Origin of the sequence: Capnocytophaga gingivalis (assembly GCF_002302415.1) — a bacterium.
GTDB lineage: Bacteria > Bacteroidota > Bacteroidia > Flavobacteriales > Flavobacteriaceae > Capnocytophaga > Capnocytophaga gingivalis.
Genome location: NZ_CP022386.1, coordinates 573,456 through 589,805 on the forward strand (window position 1 = coordinate 573,456; position 16,350 = coordinate 589,805).

Below are 16,350 nucleotides of genomic sequence, written 5' to 3' on the forward strand. Positions count from 1 at the left end.
ATGACAAGAGGCTTCCCTTCTACTTATCAAAGATAAATGCTAAAAAGCATCCTGTAGCATAGCAAAGAATATCTTCAAAAGAGAAATAATTTCCTAGCAGAATATACCCAAGGGTACCTTTGCCAAAGCCAAAGAAAGCTGCCAGTTTAAAGTATTGTAGTATCTCTACAAATACGGCAAAGCAGAAAATCCCTATAAGTAATTTCTTGGTGTTCTTGATATGAAAAAAAGCTCTAATAAAACAATAGATCAGTATCACTACCAAAATATCTCCTAAGTATGCCCTTACAAAGGGAACACTCTTGAATACAGTGGCTATGGCTACCTCTACCAAAAAGATAATTAGGGCAGCGAAGAAGTATTTGGAATTGAATTTCATTGGTTTAAGTAATATTTTTCAATGACTGTTCTTACAGAGACAAAACCTATTTTACCTAAGTCTATTTCAGATAAGGGAATCCATTGTAAAGACTTGATTTCATCTTCCGCTCTTACAGAAACAGGGACATCCAAAGGACATTCATAAAAAATATCCATAGTACGATAAGGAATATTTTTGTACAAATAGTGATTGGGCTGGGTAGTAAGGTATTTTAGCTGATTAGGTACTATCTGTAAACCCAATTCTTCATTTACTTCACGACAAACAGCGGCTTCAGCATTCTCATCAGGATCTATAAAGCCTCCGGGGAGGTCTAACTTTCCCTTATCAGGATCTATATTGCGCACTGTAAAAAGAATTTCATCCTTACGCCTAAAGATAACCGCTACCGCAGCAGCTATATTGTGATAATACACAAAACCACATTGGTGACAAAGAAAACGTACCAAGCGAGGAAACTCCACATCTGTGCTGCCACAATGAGGACAATAGGTAAAAATATTCTCCATGATTACTCATTTTACAAGGACAAAGGTAGTAAAAATTGCACATATAAACACACAGAAAAAGAAAAATCATTTTATTCTCCAAAAGTCATTATTTTTTTGTATATTTGCTCTACACAAAAATTATCTATTCAAAAACAAAGATCATGTTAGTAAAGATCTATGGCAGTGCTGTTTATGGTGTAGAAGCCATCACTATTACCATTGAAGTAAATATAGATAAGGGTGTAGGCTATCACTTAGTAGGTCTCCCAGACAATGCCATCAAGGAGAGTAACTACCGCATAGAAGCCGCCCTACACAACAACCAATATAAAATCCCTGGAAAGAAGATCACCATCAATATGGCTCCTGCCGATATGCGCAAGGAGGGATCGGCCTATGACCTAAGTTTTGCTATAGGAATTTTAGCTGCTAACGGACAGATACAATGTGAGGAGATAGAGCGATATATCATCATGGGAGAACTCTCTCTGGATGGCAGCCTACAACCCATCAAAGGGGCGCTCCCTATTGCCATACAAGCCAGAAAGGAAGGATTCAAGGGCTTTATTCTACCTATACAGAATGCCAAAGAAGCCGCTATTGTGAACAACTTAGAGGTATATGGAGCAGAGAATATCAAGCAGGTTATCGACTTTCTCAATGGAGAAAATACCCTCCAGCGAGTGGAGATCAATACCCGTGAGGAGTTTTTCAAACATGTAGAGACCCCTGAGTTTGACTTTGCCGATGTAAAAGGCCAAGAGAGTGTCAAGCGCTGTATGGAGATTGCTGCGGCGGGTGGACATAACATCATACTGATAGGCCCTCCAGGTTCAGGAAAGACGATGCTCGCTAAGCGCCTTCCTGGCATACTTCCGCCTATGACCCTACAAGAAGCCTTAGAAACCACTAAAATCCATAGTGTAGTAGGGCGGGTAAAGGACAACGGACTTATCTGTCAGCGCCCTTTTCGTAGTCCGCACCATACCATTTCGGACGTGGCACTGGTAGGAGGGGGCAGCTATCCCCAGCCTGGGGAAATCTCCTTGGCACACAATGGTGTGCTCTTTTTGGACGAACTGCCAGAATTCAAGCGTAGTGTATTGGAAGTGATGCGCCAACCTTTGGAGGACAGGGAGGTTACCATCTCTCGTACTAAATTCTCCATCACCTATCCTGCTTCGTTCATGTTGGTGGCCAGTATGAACCCTTCACCCAGTGGTTACTTCAATGACCCTGACGCGCCTATGACCAGCTCTCCTGCCGAGATGCAGCGCTACTTGAGCAAAATCTCAGGCCCCTTGCTTGATCGTATAGACATTCATATAGAAGTGAATCCAGTACCCTTTGAGAAACTTTCTCAACGGGAAAAAGCAGAAAGCAGCACCTCTATCCGTGAACGGGTGATACAAGCTCGAGAGATACAAACACAGCGGTTTGCCCAGTACGAACACATCCACTACAATGCCCAGATGGGGAGCAAACAGATCAGGGAATATTGCCATGTAGAAGAAGCCTCCTTAGCTATGCTCAAGAAGGCAATGGAGCGACTAAGCCTCTCGGCACGTGCCTACGACCGTATCCTTAAGGTAGCCCGTACCATAGCCGATTTGGAAGGTAGTGAAAGCATTAAGGAATACCATATAGGAGAGGCCATCCAGTACCGAAGTTTGGATCGTGAAGGGTGGTTAGGAGGGATTTAGTAAGTAAGAAAGCTATTTTTTGTACATTTCAACGGGTTGTACACTGAGCAAGTCCTCCACAAGATTCTGGAACAACAATTGTGCTATACGTTCGGTTCCTTTATCTGAGAAATGTACCAAATCACTGGCAGCCATACGGTTATCATACCATATTTTCATAGAGTTTTTCCCACCCATTGCCTCATACATACTGAAGAAAGCAAAGCCATTTTCGGCGGCTTGTTTTTTCATTTCTGCTACCAGCTCAGGGATAATATCATAGGTAGTTTTGCTACTTCTACGGAGCATATCACTCGGCCCTATGAGCAAAAAGAGAGCATCAGGATTGCGTTTCTGTACCCATTGCATATTGGTAATAATACGTTTTACACTGGGAACTACCTTATTCTTGGTAAGATAAGGAACAAGATTCCCACCAAACTGGAAAATAATAATATCCGGTTTAAGCTCTCGGCTCATCGCATCATAAGTATCTTGTATACGTGTAAAATGGAAGCCAGAATCTCCACGTGTGGGAATATTATCAACTTGTACTCCCTGAGCACTCCCGACAGTTACCCCATAGAAATCAGGACTTTTGGTGCCAGAAAACTGAAATCTAAGCTTCTTCGGAGTGGCTGAGAGGTGAAGCTTATAGGCATGATAAGCACCATCGGCTATAAGTGTATCCTTCTTTATCTCTGTATTATTTTCATAGACTGTAACTAAAACAGGAACTGTACAATTACCATAGTGAACAGAAATATCTGTATATTGGCTCAGTGTAGGATAGTAAGAATAAGAGGGCGAAATAGTAAAAGAAGCTGTCTTTAGCCCAGCTGTTTCTCCACGAGCTGGTGCAAAACGACATACATTGGCATAGAGCCCATATTGGTTATTTGTTAAAAGATCTTTATTCTTACGCTGTTCAGCATTAAAGAGGGCATATCGATACCAATTTCCAGAAGTTTGCTCTATAATACTATGCTGTCCATAAGGCATCTTAATGGGAAAATACCCCGGTCCTGTCCCCCCATAGAGTAGCTGCAGGCCATTGCGCAAATAGGCTGTAATACGGTCTCCTTCTATTTTGGAATCTCCATAATGTAAAATACGACATGAAGGTTGGCTAAGCTTCTGGTGGAGCTTCTTAACAAAATCTCTTGGCGGATTAGGATAATATATCTGCCCCTCTACATTGCTCACAAGTTTAGGATTCCCGCCTTCCAAGAACACACCTATGGAATCTCTTAGCTGGGTCATATCCTCTGGAAAGACAAACGTTTTTGTATTGAATTGACCGGTTGCCAGAGTATCCTTTTTAGAAGTATTCTCTGGTGATTTCCCTTGTATAATGGCCATAGCCTTATCATTCTTGATGGCCTCTGTATGAGAGAATATATCCCAAAAGGTAGGGTATTTTAACTGAAAACTACCTATCTTTATTCCATGGGCAACCTCATTCTCTTCGTCCATATATTCATTACTGAGAAAGGTAAGCCATAGAAGAGATACCAAGACACTAATCATAAAGATTACTATTTTTTTAGGGGACATGTATGCTTCTTTTTTTCGGGTGCAAATATAGGAATAAAAATACAATCATAGGGGAACGGCTTTGTTTTTTAATCAATTACTTTTCAACAAAAGGAAGTTCTGGATCATATATTTCTTTAAGTAGTTCGATCAATTTCTGTTCAAATTCTTCACGTACTTGACTATCCACAAGGCTTATTTCCTTATCTTTTTGATTTCTAAACCCTATAAATCCCAGTTTCAATCTCCTAAAAGAATAGTTACCTACATATACATTGTCCGCATCTTGTATTATACCCATTTTGAATAATAGATAAGCATACATCAGCAGTTGAAAGGCTTTTGAATATTTGTAGTCTAATATAAGATTTTCCCAACCTTTATCCGAGAGTTTTACATCTTCCCTATCCACAATACCGGACTTATAATCCACTATATAAATATCGTTCCCTCGTCGTTCTACGCGGTCAATTGTTCCATTGAAACATATTGGAAAAGGAAATTCATCAAACTTTATATCTATCTGTATTTTTTGCTCTACAGAAAGTAATGTTACTACATTTTCAGAGACATTTTTTTCATCTATCGCTAAGAATTTCATCACATATTCTTCTATTGTCTGCTGTACAAATATATTTTTCCCAGATATTTCATCATTTTGTTGGTACTCTTTGAATACTATTTCTGTAGTTTCCCTTACTTTTTTTCTTATTTCATTTATATTCTTCTTAGAAATTATAGAATTTACATAAGGGGTATAAAGTAATTCCAATATTCTATGTATAATGGTTCCCAAGGAACGATCCTCTACAATTTCTTCTACTTCTGCCTCATCTCTTATATCTAATATTTGTTGCTGGTAGAAGTCTATAGGATTTCTCACATAAGTCGTAAGAGAGGAGGGCGAGAATCCTTTTCTATGTTTGGGATCTATTTTTGTAGCTATAGCAACCAATTTCTCTATAATATTCTTATCTTTTGCAATTTCTATCTGATTTTGTTTTATTATTTTCACCTCAGGGAACTTCACTTGAGATCTTATTCTATAATCAGATAACAATTGTAATACGAATCGACTTCTTTCACTTCCTCTGAGACCATCTGTATCTGTATTATAGAGCAGTATCGCTCGGTGAGTATGCTGGAGTATTCTATAAAAATAGTAAGAATACATATAGTCCGATTCTTTGTAAGTTGGCAATCCTAAATTAGCTCTTACATCAAAGGGAATTAACGAATTTACAGAATTCCCTTTAGGGAATATGCCCTCATTCATAGAGGTTATTAGCACATTTTTAAAATATATATTCTGCGCTTCCAATACTCCCATTATTTGCAAACCTCTTAGAGGTTCTCCTCTGAAACTTAACTTCTGTTTCACGAGCAAATCATTATATATATAGTATAAAGACTTCACATTATCTATATAATTATATTTTTTTTGCAGATAATGTATCTGGTTGAACAATTCATAGAAATTATATATATACTCTAAGTTTAATATATTCTCTTTATCACTTTTTTCTAAAGATTCTTTGATAACAAACAAGAGTTTTATAACATTTTCTATTAATTTACTTACCGAAATATCCTTTTCATCATCAAATAAAAGATTTATAAGCTCCCTATCTCCTTCTTTTACATACAAATCTAAAGTTTTCTTATATACATAAGAAAAATTATGTTCATTTATATAAGTTATTGTATCTCTTTTATAGTTTTCAGAAAGCAAATTACTCAAAAAAGGTTGTTCTAATAGTGCTTTTATTTCCTTATGATACCATCTACCAGAGATATATAACTTAAAATAAGCTGAAATCAAGTCATGTACAGGGGTCTGCTGCAGAGGATACCCCATAGTGATATTGATTGGGAGTTTATTGGTATCTATGGCTTGTAGTAAGGGAAGTAACATATCACTATCACTAAGCACAATTGCTGTTTGTTCCCATTCCTTCTCTGGAATTTCCTCTAAGAGAGTTGTCAGCAGATGTATTTGATTGACTTGCTTAGGAGTTCCATATATTTTTATCTCAGGCAAAGTCTTTTCCTCTGTAATCCATTTAGGTTTTCTTTCTCTTTGATAGTACTTCCACCTTCTTAGATAATTTTCTATAAAGTATCCTGCACTGTGTTGGTTATTGAGGAAGTGCTTTTCTATATCCCAATAGATATCCGCTTGCATTTCTTCCAGAATATATTGTATAATCTTTTCTTGAGCCACACTTAGCGCATTGAAGCCAACAAAAAGGTGTAATTTTTCTTTGTTTGCCTGCCTATAAGCATCAATCTGTTCGTAAGCTATTCTCGCGATAAATCCTTGATATCCTTGTTTTTGTTGGTACATCACCTTGTGGATTGCATTGTAGTATGTACCTAAAGTACGCCAGAACTCCAAGTGTCTTTGCTGCATAGGAGTAAGCTCCTCCCCTACCGACCAATGTTCGGCCTCCTTGATTGCCTCCATATAAGGGAATATATCCTTATAGGCAATCAGGTACTGGTCTATATCACTAAAATCCTTCCACAACATTCGTCCCCAGCCGACAAATTTTTCAAAATCATCGACCTCGGATTCTGTATGCTCCTTATACACCTTATAAAGTTCAAACAATCCTTGTAAGTCTGGCATCTTCTTTATTCCAGAGATGCGCTCCAAAAGATTGTCTAAAGTAATAAATTCTGGTGATATAGCAGCTTTGTGCACTTTTTCTGAGAAAATTTTCCTTAAAAAAAGAGCAGAACGCCTATGAGGGGTTATAAATATAACCTCCCCAGTAGGCGTATCAGCATAGTTTTCTAAATAGTCCTCAATAACTTGCTCTAAAAACATAACAATTTGAGTTTTCAGTTTTCAGTTCTTAGTTTTAAGCTTGAGCATACAACAACTCAAAACTCAAAACTATTTATCATTTTCCCTTTTTCTTCTTAGGCTCTTTGTTATTTTTATTATATTTGTGGTAGTAAGCCAACATTTTATAATAAAGCTTGGCCGCCAAGAAAGCCGTAGGTTTTGCTTGAGGACTATCCATGAGTTCTACTATATCAAAAGCTACTACATTACACTTTTTAAAAACCTTTTTCAGTAATTTTAGCGTAGGATACCACTGCAAACCACCTGGTTCAGGAGTTCCAGTAGAGGGGGCTATAGAAGGATCAAAAGCATCCAAATCTATCGTAATATATACATTACCTGATACTTTATCCAATACATCCTTGATCCAATTGTCATTCTTAGCAATCTCATGAGCGAAGAAAACTCTTTTGTGAGGCAAGTATTGCTTTTCCTCTGCATCCATTGAGCGAATGCCTACCTGCACAAGCTTGTGTTTTTGATTAGCCTCGAAAACCGCACAAGCGTGATTGTTCTTAGATCCGTGATACTCAGGGCGCAAGTCGGTATGTGCATCGAGCTGTAGGACAGTTAGGTTATGGTACTCCTCACCTACTGCTCTTATAGAACCTATTGAAACAGAGTGCTCTCCCCCTATTAGGGTAAATAATTTTTCTCTATCCTTAACCAATTCCTTTGTTTTTTGGTACACAGCCTCTACCATCTTCTCTGGAGAGCTTTTTTCAGAGACTTCCCCTGCCATATAGATCCCTTGCAAATAAGGTTCTGTATCTGTCTCTATATCATATAGTTCCATATTCTCAGAAGCATCCAAGAATAATTCAGGCCCTTTGTCAGCGCCTTTTCCCCAAGTGGAGGTACCATCATAAGGTACTGTTACCAATACTACTTTTGAATTTTCATAAGTCGCATTCTCAGCAGGTATACCTGCATATGTATTTTCCATCTTTGTATGTTTTTAAAATAGGGGTAAAAGTACAACTTATTAAGGAAATCACCATTGGATTTAACTGTATTTTATGAATTTTATTTGTTACTTTATTTGTGTAGATATTCTTTCTATATGTGGTAAAAAATATGTACTTTTGTGCGCTTTTCTCCCCTTAGTAAGGAGAGAGACTTCTTAACCCCTCTTTTTATGGACTTTGAAACGGTTATAAGCAATTCGTTTGCTGTCAAATATCTAAAAGAAACTATCGAGAATGATCGTATAGCCCATGCCCAACTATTCTCTGGAGAGGAGGGAGTGGGTACTCTTGCGATGGCCATTGCTTATGCTACAGAACTGCTGAGCAAAACAGGAGATACTAATACCAAGCTCAAGTGTGAACACCTCACTCATCCAGACTTACACTTTGCCTATCCCACTGCCACTACTATCAGGGTAAAGGATCACCCTACCAGCTCACTTTTTTTAGAAGAATGGCGTGAGTTTGTTCTTAGAAATCCCTATGGAAGTCTCTTTGACTGGTATCAGTTCATTGGAATTGCCAACAAACAAGGAAAGATAGGAGTGGATGATGCTAAGGAAATCACCTCTAAACTCTCTTTGAAATCCTTCGAGGGCGGGTACAAAGTGATGATTATTTGGATGGCAGAGCTAATGAATACCGAGTGTTCCAATAAGCTCCTAAAACTCTTAGAAGAACCTCCTGCACAGACTATTTTCATTTTGGTAGTAGAGAATGAAAATCTCCTCTTGGACACCATTCTTTCTCGCTGCCAGATCACACGTTTTACCAAATTGGGAGATGAGGTTATCTCCGATGCTCTGATAAAACAAGGTATAGATCCCTCTCAGGCACAGAAAATAGCCATTCGAGCCCAGGGAAACTACAACAAAGCGCTTTCTTTTCTGAATCAGAATAACGACAACCAATTCGAAGATTGGTTTGTTCGCTGGGTACGTATGGCCTACAGTGCTAAAGGAAATACAGAGGTACTTCCTCTCATACTTGCTTGGAGTGAAGAAATAGCCAAAGAAGGACGAGAGACACAAAAACTATTCTTGGAATACTGCTTAGAGGTGTTCCGCCAAGCACTCCTTGCCAACTATGGAGTAGAGAGCTTGGTATATATGCAGTTCAATTCCAATTTCAAAATACAGAATTTTGCCCCTTTTGTCCATCAGAACAATATCCAAGCCATTCAGAAGAATATAGAAGAGGCCATCTATCATGTCGGGAGAAATGGAAACTCTAAGCTGATACTTACTGACCTTTCCATCAAGCTCATTCGCCTGATTCACACCAAGGGATAAGGGGGTAAATATATTTCCCCTTGACTTTTCTCTGAAAATATTGTAACTTTGCAGTCCATAAATAAGTGAAGAGTGAAGAGTGAAGAGTGAAGAGTGAAGAGTGAAGAGTGAAAAGTGAAGAGTGAAAAGTGAAAAGTGAAAAGTGAAAAGTGACGACTGACAACTGACAACTAATTTCTGATAACTGACAACTAAAAAAACATCTAAATGTCTGAACGTTATACCATTACGGCAGCTTTGCCTTATACCAATGGACCTATACACATAGGTCATCTTGCAGGTGTGTATGTACCTGCTGATATTTTTGCTCGTTACCAACGATTGAAAAACAATGATGTTGCTTTTATCTGTGGTAGTGATGAACATGGCGTGGCTATCTCCATCAAAGCAAAAAAAGAGGGGACTACTCCTCAAGAGATTATCGACAAATACAACAAAATCATCAAGGATTCTCTCTTTGACTTTGGGATTTCTTTTGATAACTATTCCCGTACTTCCTTACCAATACATTACCAAACAGCTTCAGAGTTCTTCCGCACCCTCTATGACAAAGGAGATTTTATAGAAGAAACCTCTGAGCAACTCTATGACGAGCAAGCGGGGCAATTCTTAGCAGATCGCTTTGTTATAGGTACCTGCCCTAAGTGTGGCAATGAGGAAGCTTATGGAGATCAGTGTGAACGCTGTGGTACATCGCTCAATGCTACCGACCTTATCAATCCTAAGTCCACCCTTACAGGGAGCAAACCTGTACTTAGACAGACCAAACACTGGTTTCTACCCCTACAAGATTATACTGAATTTCTCGAAAAATGGATCATCGAAGGCCACAAAAACGATTGGAAACCCAATGTATATGGTCAGGTGAAAAGTTGGATAGATGATGGGTTACGTCCTCGTGCAGTAACACGTGACTTGGACTGGGGGATTCCTGTTCCTGTAGAGGGAGCTGAAGGAAAGGTACTCTATGTATGGTTTGATGCCCCTATCGGCTATATCTCCTCTACCAAGGAGTGGGCTGCTCGTGAGGGAAAGGATTGGGAACCCTATTGGAAAGATAAGGAAACCAAGCTCATTCACTTTATTGGAAAGGATAATATTGTATTCCATTGTATCATATTCCCTGCCATGCTCAAGGCAGAAGGTTCCTATATCCTTCCTGAAAATGTGCCTGCTAATGAGTTTCTGAATCTCGAAGGCAACAAACTCTCCACCTCTAAGAATTGGGCTGTATGGCTCAATGAATATTTAGAAGAATTCCCTTCCCAACAAGATACTCTGAGATATGTGATCACAGCCAATGCCCCTGAAACTAAGGATAATGACTTCACTTGGAAAGATTTCCAAGCCAGAAACAACAACGAATTGGTAGCTATCTACGGAAACTTTATCAATCGTGTGATGGTACTGACCGATAAGTACTACAAGGGAGTTGTCCCTTCTGTAGGAGAACTTACTCAAGTAGATAGGGAGGTTTTTGCCCAGATCAAAGAACTTATCCAAAAGATAGAACAATCCTTGGAGCGCTATCGTTTCCGTGAAGCCCAACAGGAACTGATGAACATAGCCCGCTTAGGTAATAAGTACTTGGCCGACGAAGAGCCTTGGAAACTTATTAAGGAAGACCCCAAAAGAGTAGAGACTATCATGTACATAGCTTTACATATAGCCACAGCTCTGGCTGTAACTTCTGAACCTTTCTTGCCTTTTACCTCTGAAAAACTCAAGCGCATGCTCAATTTTTCTACTATGGAAAAGGCACCTACTTGGCAGGATATACCTCTTTCAGATCGCTTGATCCCTCAGGGACACACTATAGGTGAGTCTGTCTTGCTCTTTGAAAAAATAGAAGATGAGGCTATAGAAAAGCAAATAGCAAAATTGGAAAAAAGCAAACAGGCCAATAAGCAAGCCATTACAAATGACCATACTACTGTAGTTCCTCAAAAAGAACTTATCTCCTATGAGGATTTCGCTAAGATGGATATTCGTATAGGTACTATCTTGGAAGCCGAGAAAATGCCTAAGGCGGATAAGCTCCTTATTCTAAAAGTAGATACTGGCATCGACCAGCGTACTATCGTCTCTGGAATCGCTCAAAGCTTTGATCCTAAGGAAATTATAGGAAAGAAGGTTACCGTACTTGCCAACCTCGCTCCTCGCAAACTACGTGGTGTGGAAAGTCATGGTATGATTCTTATGGTTGAAAATAGTGCTGGAAAATATGTATTCCTAAACCCTGATGCAGAGGGGATTGCCAATGGAACTGAAGTAAAATAAATTCAAAATAGCATCATGAAACAGCTTACATTACCTTTATTTTTATTAGGAAGTACCCTTGTACTTTCTTGTAAGAATAATACAGAAGAGAAAAAGACCCCTGAGAAGGAGAATACAACCATATCGGTAGAACGCCTGCAAGATTCCATTCAAAAGCTTTCTGACGATTTGGCTGAAGAGCGGTATTTTGATATCTCCTTTAATGAAGATGCGAGATACTTCTTCCATGAAAATGGAATAGATGACCCAAAAGAGTTTGTATTACAGCAACTTATGGCAACCAATATCACCAAAGACGAAAACCACCCCTTGATCTCTTACCGCCCTCGTCGCAACGCTAAGTTCCAAATCAATAAGATAAAACTGCTCAATCACCGATGGGTAATTTGCGACTTTTCGGATGGTTTGGATTGGGGAGAATTGTTACTGAAAATGACTCTTAATGACAACAAAACGCTTTCCTTTGAAGTATTGGATCAAACACTCTATGTAAGCGAACAAAAACCTTAGTATTATGAACATAAAGAATGCACAACTTGTCGTAGATAATTGGATAAAAGAACATGGTGTACGCTACTTCAATGAGTTAACAAATATGGCTCAGCTAACCGAAGAAGTTGGTGAAGTGGCGCGTATTATCGCCCGCCGTTATGGTGAGCAATCTGAGAAAGAAAGTGACAAGGCCAAAGACCTCGGAGAGGAACTTGCCGATGTTGTTTTTGTGGTGCTCTGTTTGGCTAATCAGACAGGGATTGACCTACAAGAGGCCTTTGATAAAAAAATGGAAGCCAAGACTAAGCGTGACCACGACCGACACCAAAACAATCCTAAGTTGAAATAACTCCTTTTTGACACCTATCTATGAAGCAGTTTTTCCTCTACCTATTACTTTTCTTTGTAGGCAACTCTCTCTATAGCCAAGAAAAAATCCGTTCGCTTACAGATCTCAAGGGCAAGGACCTCAAAGTAGGTTTAGTCCTTAGTGGCGGTGGTGCTAAGGGGCTGGCTCACATAGCTGCCTTGGAAGCAATTGAACAGGCAGGGGTAAAGATTGACTATATAGGAGGTACCAGTATGGGGGCTATCATTGGGGGGTTATATGCTGCTGGATATACCTCTCATCAGTTGGATTCTATCTTCCATTCAGTAGACTTTGAACGCATCATTCAGGACAATGTTCCCCGCTCAGCACAGAATTTTTACGAAAAGGAAAACCGAGATCGGTATATGATTTCTTTAGCTTTGCGCGATGGTAAGTTTGGTCTCCCTGCGGGACTCTCTCAGGGAGTGAATCTCTATAATTTCCTTAGCCAACTCACCTTTGGAGTCAGAAAGATTGATGATTTCTCCAAGCTGCCTATTCCCTTTCTCTGTATGGCTACCGATGTAGAGACCGGAGAGGAGGTTATCCTCGAACATGGGGATCTGGCACAAGCAATCATGGCCAGTGGCTCCTTCCCTACCCTGTTTGCTCCAGTAGAGATGGAAGGACGCTTCCTTACCGATGGGGGGGTGATGAACAATTACCCTATAGACGAAGTAAGGGCTAAGGGAATGGATATCATCATCGGGGTAGATGTACAATCTCCCCTAAAAACACGTAAGGACTTACGCTCTGCCAATAGTGTCTTATTGCAAATTACAAGCTATAAGATAGCCAATGATATGAAGGAAAAGCGGGAGAAAACGGACATCTATATTCATCCGGATATGAGCAACTACAATGTCATCTCCTTTGCTGAAGGACAAGCTATTATTGATTCTGGACGGGTAGCTACCAAAAAAGTATTCCCTCACCTACAATGGCTTGGGGACTTCCTTAAAAAAGAGGAAAAGCCTTTGCCTAAGATAAAAGTACATGATTCACTGCATATTGGCAACATAAGTTTTTCTGGTAACAAACACTATTCAGATGCCTATCTCCGTGGAAAATTAGGATTCCAATGGGGGGAAAAGATCTCTTTCAAGAATCTCAGAGACGGAGTGCAAAATATCATGGCCACTCAGAACTTTAAGAATATCAACTACCACATCTGTTCCATGGAGGAAGGGGAAGAATTGCGGTTCAACATAGAAGAAGCCCCCGCACAGACTTGGCTGAAGATGGCTGTTCACTACGACAATCTATACAAAACAGGAGTGTTGCTCAATATAAGCCGCTCCAGCCTCTTACAGAAAGACGACTTGTTCTCCTTTGATTTTATCGCAGGAGACAATATACGATACAAGCTAGATTATTATGTAGATAAGGGGTTCTATACCAGTTATGGTTTTCAGAGTCGGTATGATCGTTTCCGTCGAGACATCGCCTTTACTGGTTTTTCCCTCAACACAGGAGATACCAATATAGCACTCACCAGGCTCAAGAACCAATTCTATATACAATCCATCTTCCTTAGACAAAAATTTCTTGTAGGAATAGGTGGGGAACACGAATTGTATAGTATAAAGCTACAACCTGATAACTTCAATGAAAAAGTCAACTATTACTCTGCTTTTGGATACCTAAGATATGACTCCCTGGACGATGCTCATTTCCCAACAGAAGGAATATACTTCAATGCCACAGGACACTGGTACTTATATTCTCAAGGATATGGAGAAAGAATCAATCCCCTCTTTTTAGCTAAAGCTGATTTAGGAGGCGCTTGGAGATTTTCAGAAAGACTTTCTGCTAAGGCTATTTTCTCTGGCGGATTTCATTTAGGGCTTCCCAATGCGCCCTTTCTTCAGTATGTGTTTGGAGGACAAGGAGATAACCTATTCGGCAACTTACTTCCTTTCTATGGATATGATTACCTCAGTTTTGGAAATTATGACTTTCTCAAGGGGGAAATGACCCTAAGCTATCGTTTCTATAAGCGAAACTACATAAAAGCTATTGCCAATATAGCCAATGCCGAAGATAACATGTTTACTGAAAACAAATGGTTTTCTAGGCCTAAGTATACAGGATATGCCTTAGGGTTGAGTTCGGATACTATTATAGGCCCTATTGAGATCAAAGCCACTTACTCGCCCGAGACGAATAAGTTTCTTTGGCTTTTTAACATTGGTTTTTGGTTCTAATTTTCAAGTAGTTTTTGGATAATTGCCCCTGCCATATGTATACCAAAAAGGGCAGGCATATAGCTCATAGTCCCATAGTAAGAACGCTTGAAATTGGCACCATCGGTAAGTTCCATCATATCTTTGGCAGGCAATTCCAAGGAAAAGACAGCCTTGAACTTAGGATTAATTTTTTCCTTTTTGAGACGTTTGCGTATATGTCGAGCTAAAGGACAGTCTCTTGTTTTGGAAATATCAGCTACTTTTACCTTGGTAGGATCCAGTATGCCCCCTGCTCCCATACTACTGATAACCCTCACACGGTTGTCATGGCAGGCTCTTAGTAGGTTTAGCTTAGGGGTTATACTATCTATGCAATCAGCCACGTAGGAAAAAGTCTGCTCACTGACCAATTGATAGGCCATCTCAGGGGTGAGGAATTCATTGATAATAGTAAGTTTTAAGTCTTTATTGATGTCCTTAAGGCGTTCACCCATGAGTTGCGCTTTGCTTTTACCCATAGTAGAATCAAGGGCAACGAGTTGTCGGTTTTTATTGGTTGTATCCACCACATCTCCATCTACAATAGTTAGTTCTCCTACCCCAGCACGAGCTAAGAATTCTGCTACAAAGGCACCTACTCCTCCCAATCCTACCACAAGGACATGTGATTGCTCCAGCTTATGTATTCCTTCGTCCTTAATTACTAATCTTGTTCTTTCTCTCCACATGGTATTTAATGATTAATGTTCAATGATTAATGATAATAATCCAAATATTTATGTTATAGGCGAATTTTCTGACATATTCAATGATTCCAACTCGCAGACTTCACCCCTATACAATACTTTTCTGTCTTCATTTTTCATTCTTCACCGAATTTTGGCGGGCAAAGATACAATCTTTTTGTTAAAAGACAAAGTAAAAAACACCTTAACTCAAAATATTTCTCTAAGCCATTGTATTTCTTATTATTTTTCCCTACTTTTGCCCCTAAAAACATATACCATGAGAGTAATACATTTCTACAAATATCAGGGCACTGGCAATGATTTTATCTTAATTGACAATCGACTCAATACCTTTCCTAAAGAGGATACCAAGCTTGTAGCTCAACTATGTGAGCGCCGCTTTGGGGTAGGAGGCGATGGACTTATCCTTTTGGAGGATGACCCTGAGCATGACTTTTCGATGATATATTACAATTCCGATGGAAACCCAAGTTCCATGTGTGGTAATGGAGGGAGATGTATTGTAGCCTTTGCCCAAAAATTAGGCGTTATCCAAAAAGAAGAAACTACCTTCTCTGCCCCAGATGGACTGCACAAAGCACTTTTCAAAAACAACCTTATCCACCTACAAATGCAGGATGTAAGCCATATTGAAAAAGTAAAAAAAGGACTATTCCTCAATACTGGCTCTCCTCATTATGTAGAAGTAGTAAAAAACTTGGATAGCATGGATGTCAAGAAAAAAGGAGCAGAAATACGCTATGGAGTCCCCTTTAATATAGAAGGTGTCAATGTTAATTTTGTAGAGCCTATCGACGAAAATCATTTTAAGGTACGCACCTATGAGCGTGGCGTGGAGGATGAAACCTATTCCTGTGGCACCGGTGCTACTGCCACCGCTATTGCTATGCACAAAGGAGGAAAAACCAAGGCTGAGTACATCATCCTAGAAACCAAAGGAGGAAACTTAGAAGTTACTTTCGAAGTAAAAAAAGAATTTCTTGGACTAAAAATAAAAGAGTATACCAATGTATGGCTCATCGGAGAAGCGAACTTTGTTTTTGAAGGAACGATAACTGTATAGTT

At 39.4% G+C, this 16,350-nt stretch carries 13 protein-coding genes; 7 read left to right on the plus strand and 6 right to left on the minus strand.

Features of this window, described 5'->3' with window-relative positions:
* Positions 1–19: 19 nt before the first annotated feature.
* Together CGC50_RS02780 and CGC50_RS02785 are read right to left on the minus strand one after the other, a co-directional pair.
* Positions 20–379 (minus strand): ribosomal maturation YjgA family protein, encoded by a 360-nt coding sequence (locus tag CGC50_RS02780; RefSeq protein WP_095909585.1) that lies wholly within the window; start codon positions 377–379, stop codon positions 20–22.
* Positions 376–891 carry an NUDIX hydrolase gene (locus CGC50_RS02785; protein ID WP_095909586.1) on the minus strand — a complete coding sequence of 172 codons (516 nt, stop codon included), beginning with the start codon at positions 889–891 and terminating at the stop codon, positions 376–378. Before CGC50_RS02785 ends, CGC50_RS02780 begins: the two co-directional genes overlap by 4 nt.
* Before the next feature lie 143 nt (positions 892–1,034).
* On the opposite strand from CGC50_RS02785, the gene CGC50_RS02790 reads away from it, so the two are divergent.
* The gene (locus CGC50_RS02790; RefSeq protein WP_095909587.1) at positions 1,035–2,576 is read left to right on the plus strand and encodes a YifB family Mg chelatase-like AAA ATPase; all 1,542 of its coding nucleotides are present in this window, start codon (positions 1,035–1,037) and stop codon (positions 2,574–2,576) included.
* A gap of 12 nt (positions 2,577–2,588) precedes the next feature.
* On the opposite strand, the gene CGC50_RS02795 is transcribed toward CGC50_RS02790, so the two are convergent.
* From CGC50_RS02795 to speB, 3 genes are all read right to left on the minus strand, one after another.
* On the minus strand, positions 2,589–4,112 hold the full coding sequence (locus CGC50_RS02795; RefSeq protein WP_095909588.1) for an SGNH/GDSL hydrolase family protein: 1,524 nt from the start codon (positions 4,110–4,112) through the stop codon (positions 2,589–2,591).
* 76 nt (positions 4,113–4,188) lie between these two features.
* A complete protein-coding gene (locus CGC50_RS02800; RefSeq protein WP_095909589.1) occupies positions 4,189–6,924 on the minus strand; it encodes a PD-(D/E)XK nuclease family protein in 2,736 nt (911 codons plus the stop codon).
* Between the two features lie 76 nt (positions 6,925–7,000).
* Entirely contained in the window at positions 7,001–7,891 is an 891-nt protein-coding gene (speB, locus tag CGC50_RS02805) for an agmatinase (protein WP_095909590.1), read from the minus strand.
* Positions 7,892–8,083: 192 nt separating this feature from the next.
* On the opposite strand from speB, the gene CGC50_RS02810 reads away from it, so the two are divergent.
* From CGC50_RS02810 to CGC50_RS02830, 5 genes are all read left to right on the plus strand, one after another.
* Positions 8,084–9,205: a DNA polymerase III subunit gene (locus CGC50_RS02810; protein WP_095911265.1), complete on the plus strand. Its 1,122-nt coding sequence runs from the start codon at positions 8,084–8,086 to the stop codon at positions 9,203–9,205.
* 207 nt (positions 9,206–9,412) lie between these two features.
* On the plus strand, positions 9,413–11,485 hold the full coding sequence (metG, locus tag CGC50_RS02815) for a methionine--tRNA ligase (protein ID WP_095909591.1): 2,073 nt from the start codon (positions 9,413–9,415) through the stop codon (positions 11,483–11,485).
* 15 nt (positions 11,486–11,500) lie between these two features.
* A complete protein-coding gene (locus tag CGC50_RS02820) occupies positions 11,501–11,995 on the plus strand; it encodes a hydrolase (RefSeq protein ID WP_095909592.1) in 495 nt (164 codons plus the stop codon).
* 4 nt (positions 11,996–11,999) lie between these two features.
* Complete coding sequence (locus CGC50_RS02825; protein WP_095909593.1) at positions 12,000–12,326, plus strand: nucleotide pyrophosphohydrolase; 327 nt, start codon at positions 12,000–12,002, stop codon at positions 12,324–12,326.
* A 20-nt stretch (positions 12,327–12,346) separates the two neighbouring features.
* Positions 12,347–14,554 (plus strand): patatin-like phospholipase family protein, encoded by a 2,208-nt coding sequence (locus CGC50_RS02830; protein ID WP_095909594.1) that lies wholly within the window; start codon positions 12,347–12,349, stop codon positions 14,552–14,554.
* On the opposite strand, the gene CGC50_RS02835 is transcribed toward CGC50_RS02830, so the two are convergent.
* Positions 14,551–15,264, minus strand: coding sequence for a tRNA threonylcarbamoyladenosine dehydratase (locus CGC50_RS02835; RefSeq protein ID WP_095909595.1), 714 nt, complete (start codon positions 15,262–15,264; stop codon positions 14,551–14,553). The genes CGC50_RS02830 and CGC50_RS02835 overlap by 4 nt on opposite strands.
* Positions 15,265–15,541: 277 nt before the next feature.
* On the opposite strand from CGC50_RS02835, the gene dapF reads away from it, so the two are divergent.
* Positions 15,542–16,348 carry a diaminopimelate epimerase gene (gene dapF / locus CGC50_RS02840; protein WP_095909596.1) on the plus strand — a complete coding sequence of 269 codons (807 nt, stop codon included), beginning with the start codon at positions 15,542–15,544 and terminating at the stop codon, positions 16,346–16,348.
* Positions 16,349–16,350: the final 2 nt, after the last annotated feature.

Excerpts from the sequence above, each read along its gene's own strand:
- CGC50_RS02780 (WP_095909585.1), bottom strand. The coding sequence starts at position 379 with ATGAAATTCAATTCCAAATACTTCTTCGCTGCCCTAATTATCTTTTTG.
- CGC50_RS02785 (WP_095909586.1), bottom strand. The coding sequence starts at position 891 with ATGGAGAATATTTTTACCTATTGTCCTCATTGTGGCAGCACAGATGTG.
- CGC50_RS02790 (WP_095909587.1), top strand. The coding sequence starts at position 1,035 with ATGTTAGTAAAGATCTATGGCAGTGCTGTTTATGGTGTAGAAGCCATC.
- CGC50_RS02795 (WP_095909588.1), bottom strand. The coding sequence starts at position 4,112 with ATGTCCCCTAAAAAAATAGTAATCTTTATGATTAGTGTCTTGGTATCT.
- CGC50_RS02800 (WP_095909589.1), bottom strand. The coding sequence starts at position 6,924 with ATGTTTTTAGAGCAAGTTATTGAGGACTATTTAGAAAACTATGCTGAT.
- speB (WP_095909590.1), bottom strand. The coding sequence starts at position 7,891 with ATGGAAAATACATATGCAGGTATACCTGCTGAGAATGCGACTTATGAA.
- CGC50_RS02810 (WP_095911265.1), top strand. The coding sequence starts at position 8,084 with ATGGACTTTGAAACGGTTATAAGCAATTCGTTTGCTGTCAAATATCTA.
- metG (WP_095909591.1), top strand. The coding sequence starts at position 9,413 with ATGTCTGAACGTTATACCATTACGGCAGCTTTGCCTTATACCAATGGA.
- CGC50_RS02820 (WP_095909592.1), top strand. The coding sequence starts at position 11,501 with ATGAAACAGCTTACATTACCTTTATTTTTATTAGGAAGTACCCTTGTA.
- CGC50_RS02825 (WP_095909593.1), top strand. The coding sequence starts at position 12,000 with ATGAACATAAAGAATGCACAACTTGTCGTAGATAATTGGATAAAAGAA.
- CGC50_RS02830 (WP_095909594.1), top strand. The coding sequence starts at position 12,347 with ATGAAGCAGTTTTTCCTCTACCTATTACTTTTCTTTGTAGGCAACTCT.
- CGC50_RS02835 (WP_095909595.1), bottom strand. The coding sequence starts at position 15,264 with ATGTGGAGAGAAAGAACAAGATTAGTAATTAAGGACGAAGGAATACAT.
- dapF (WP_095909596.1), top strand. The coding sequence starts at position 15,542 with ATGAGAGTAATACATTTCTACAAATATCAGGGCACTGGCAATGATTTT.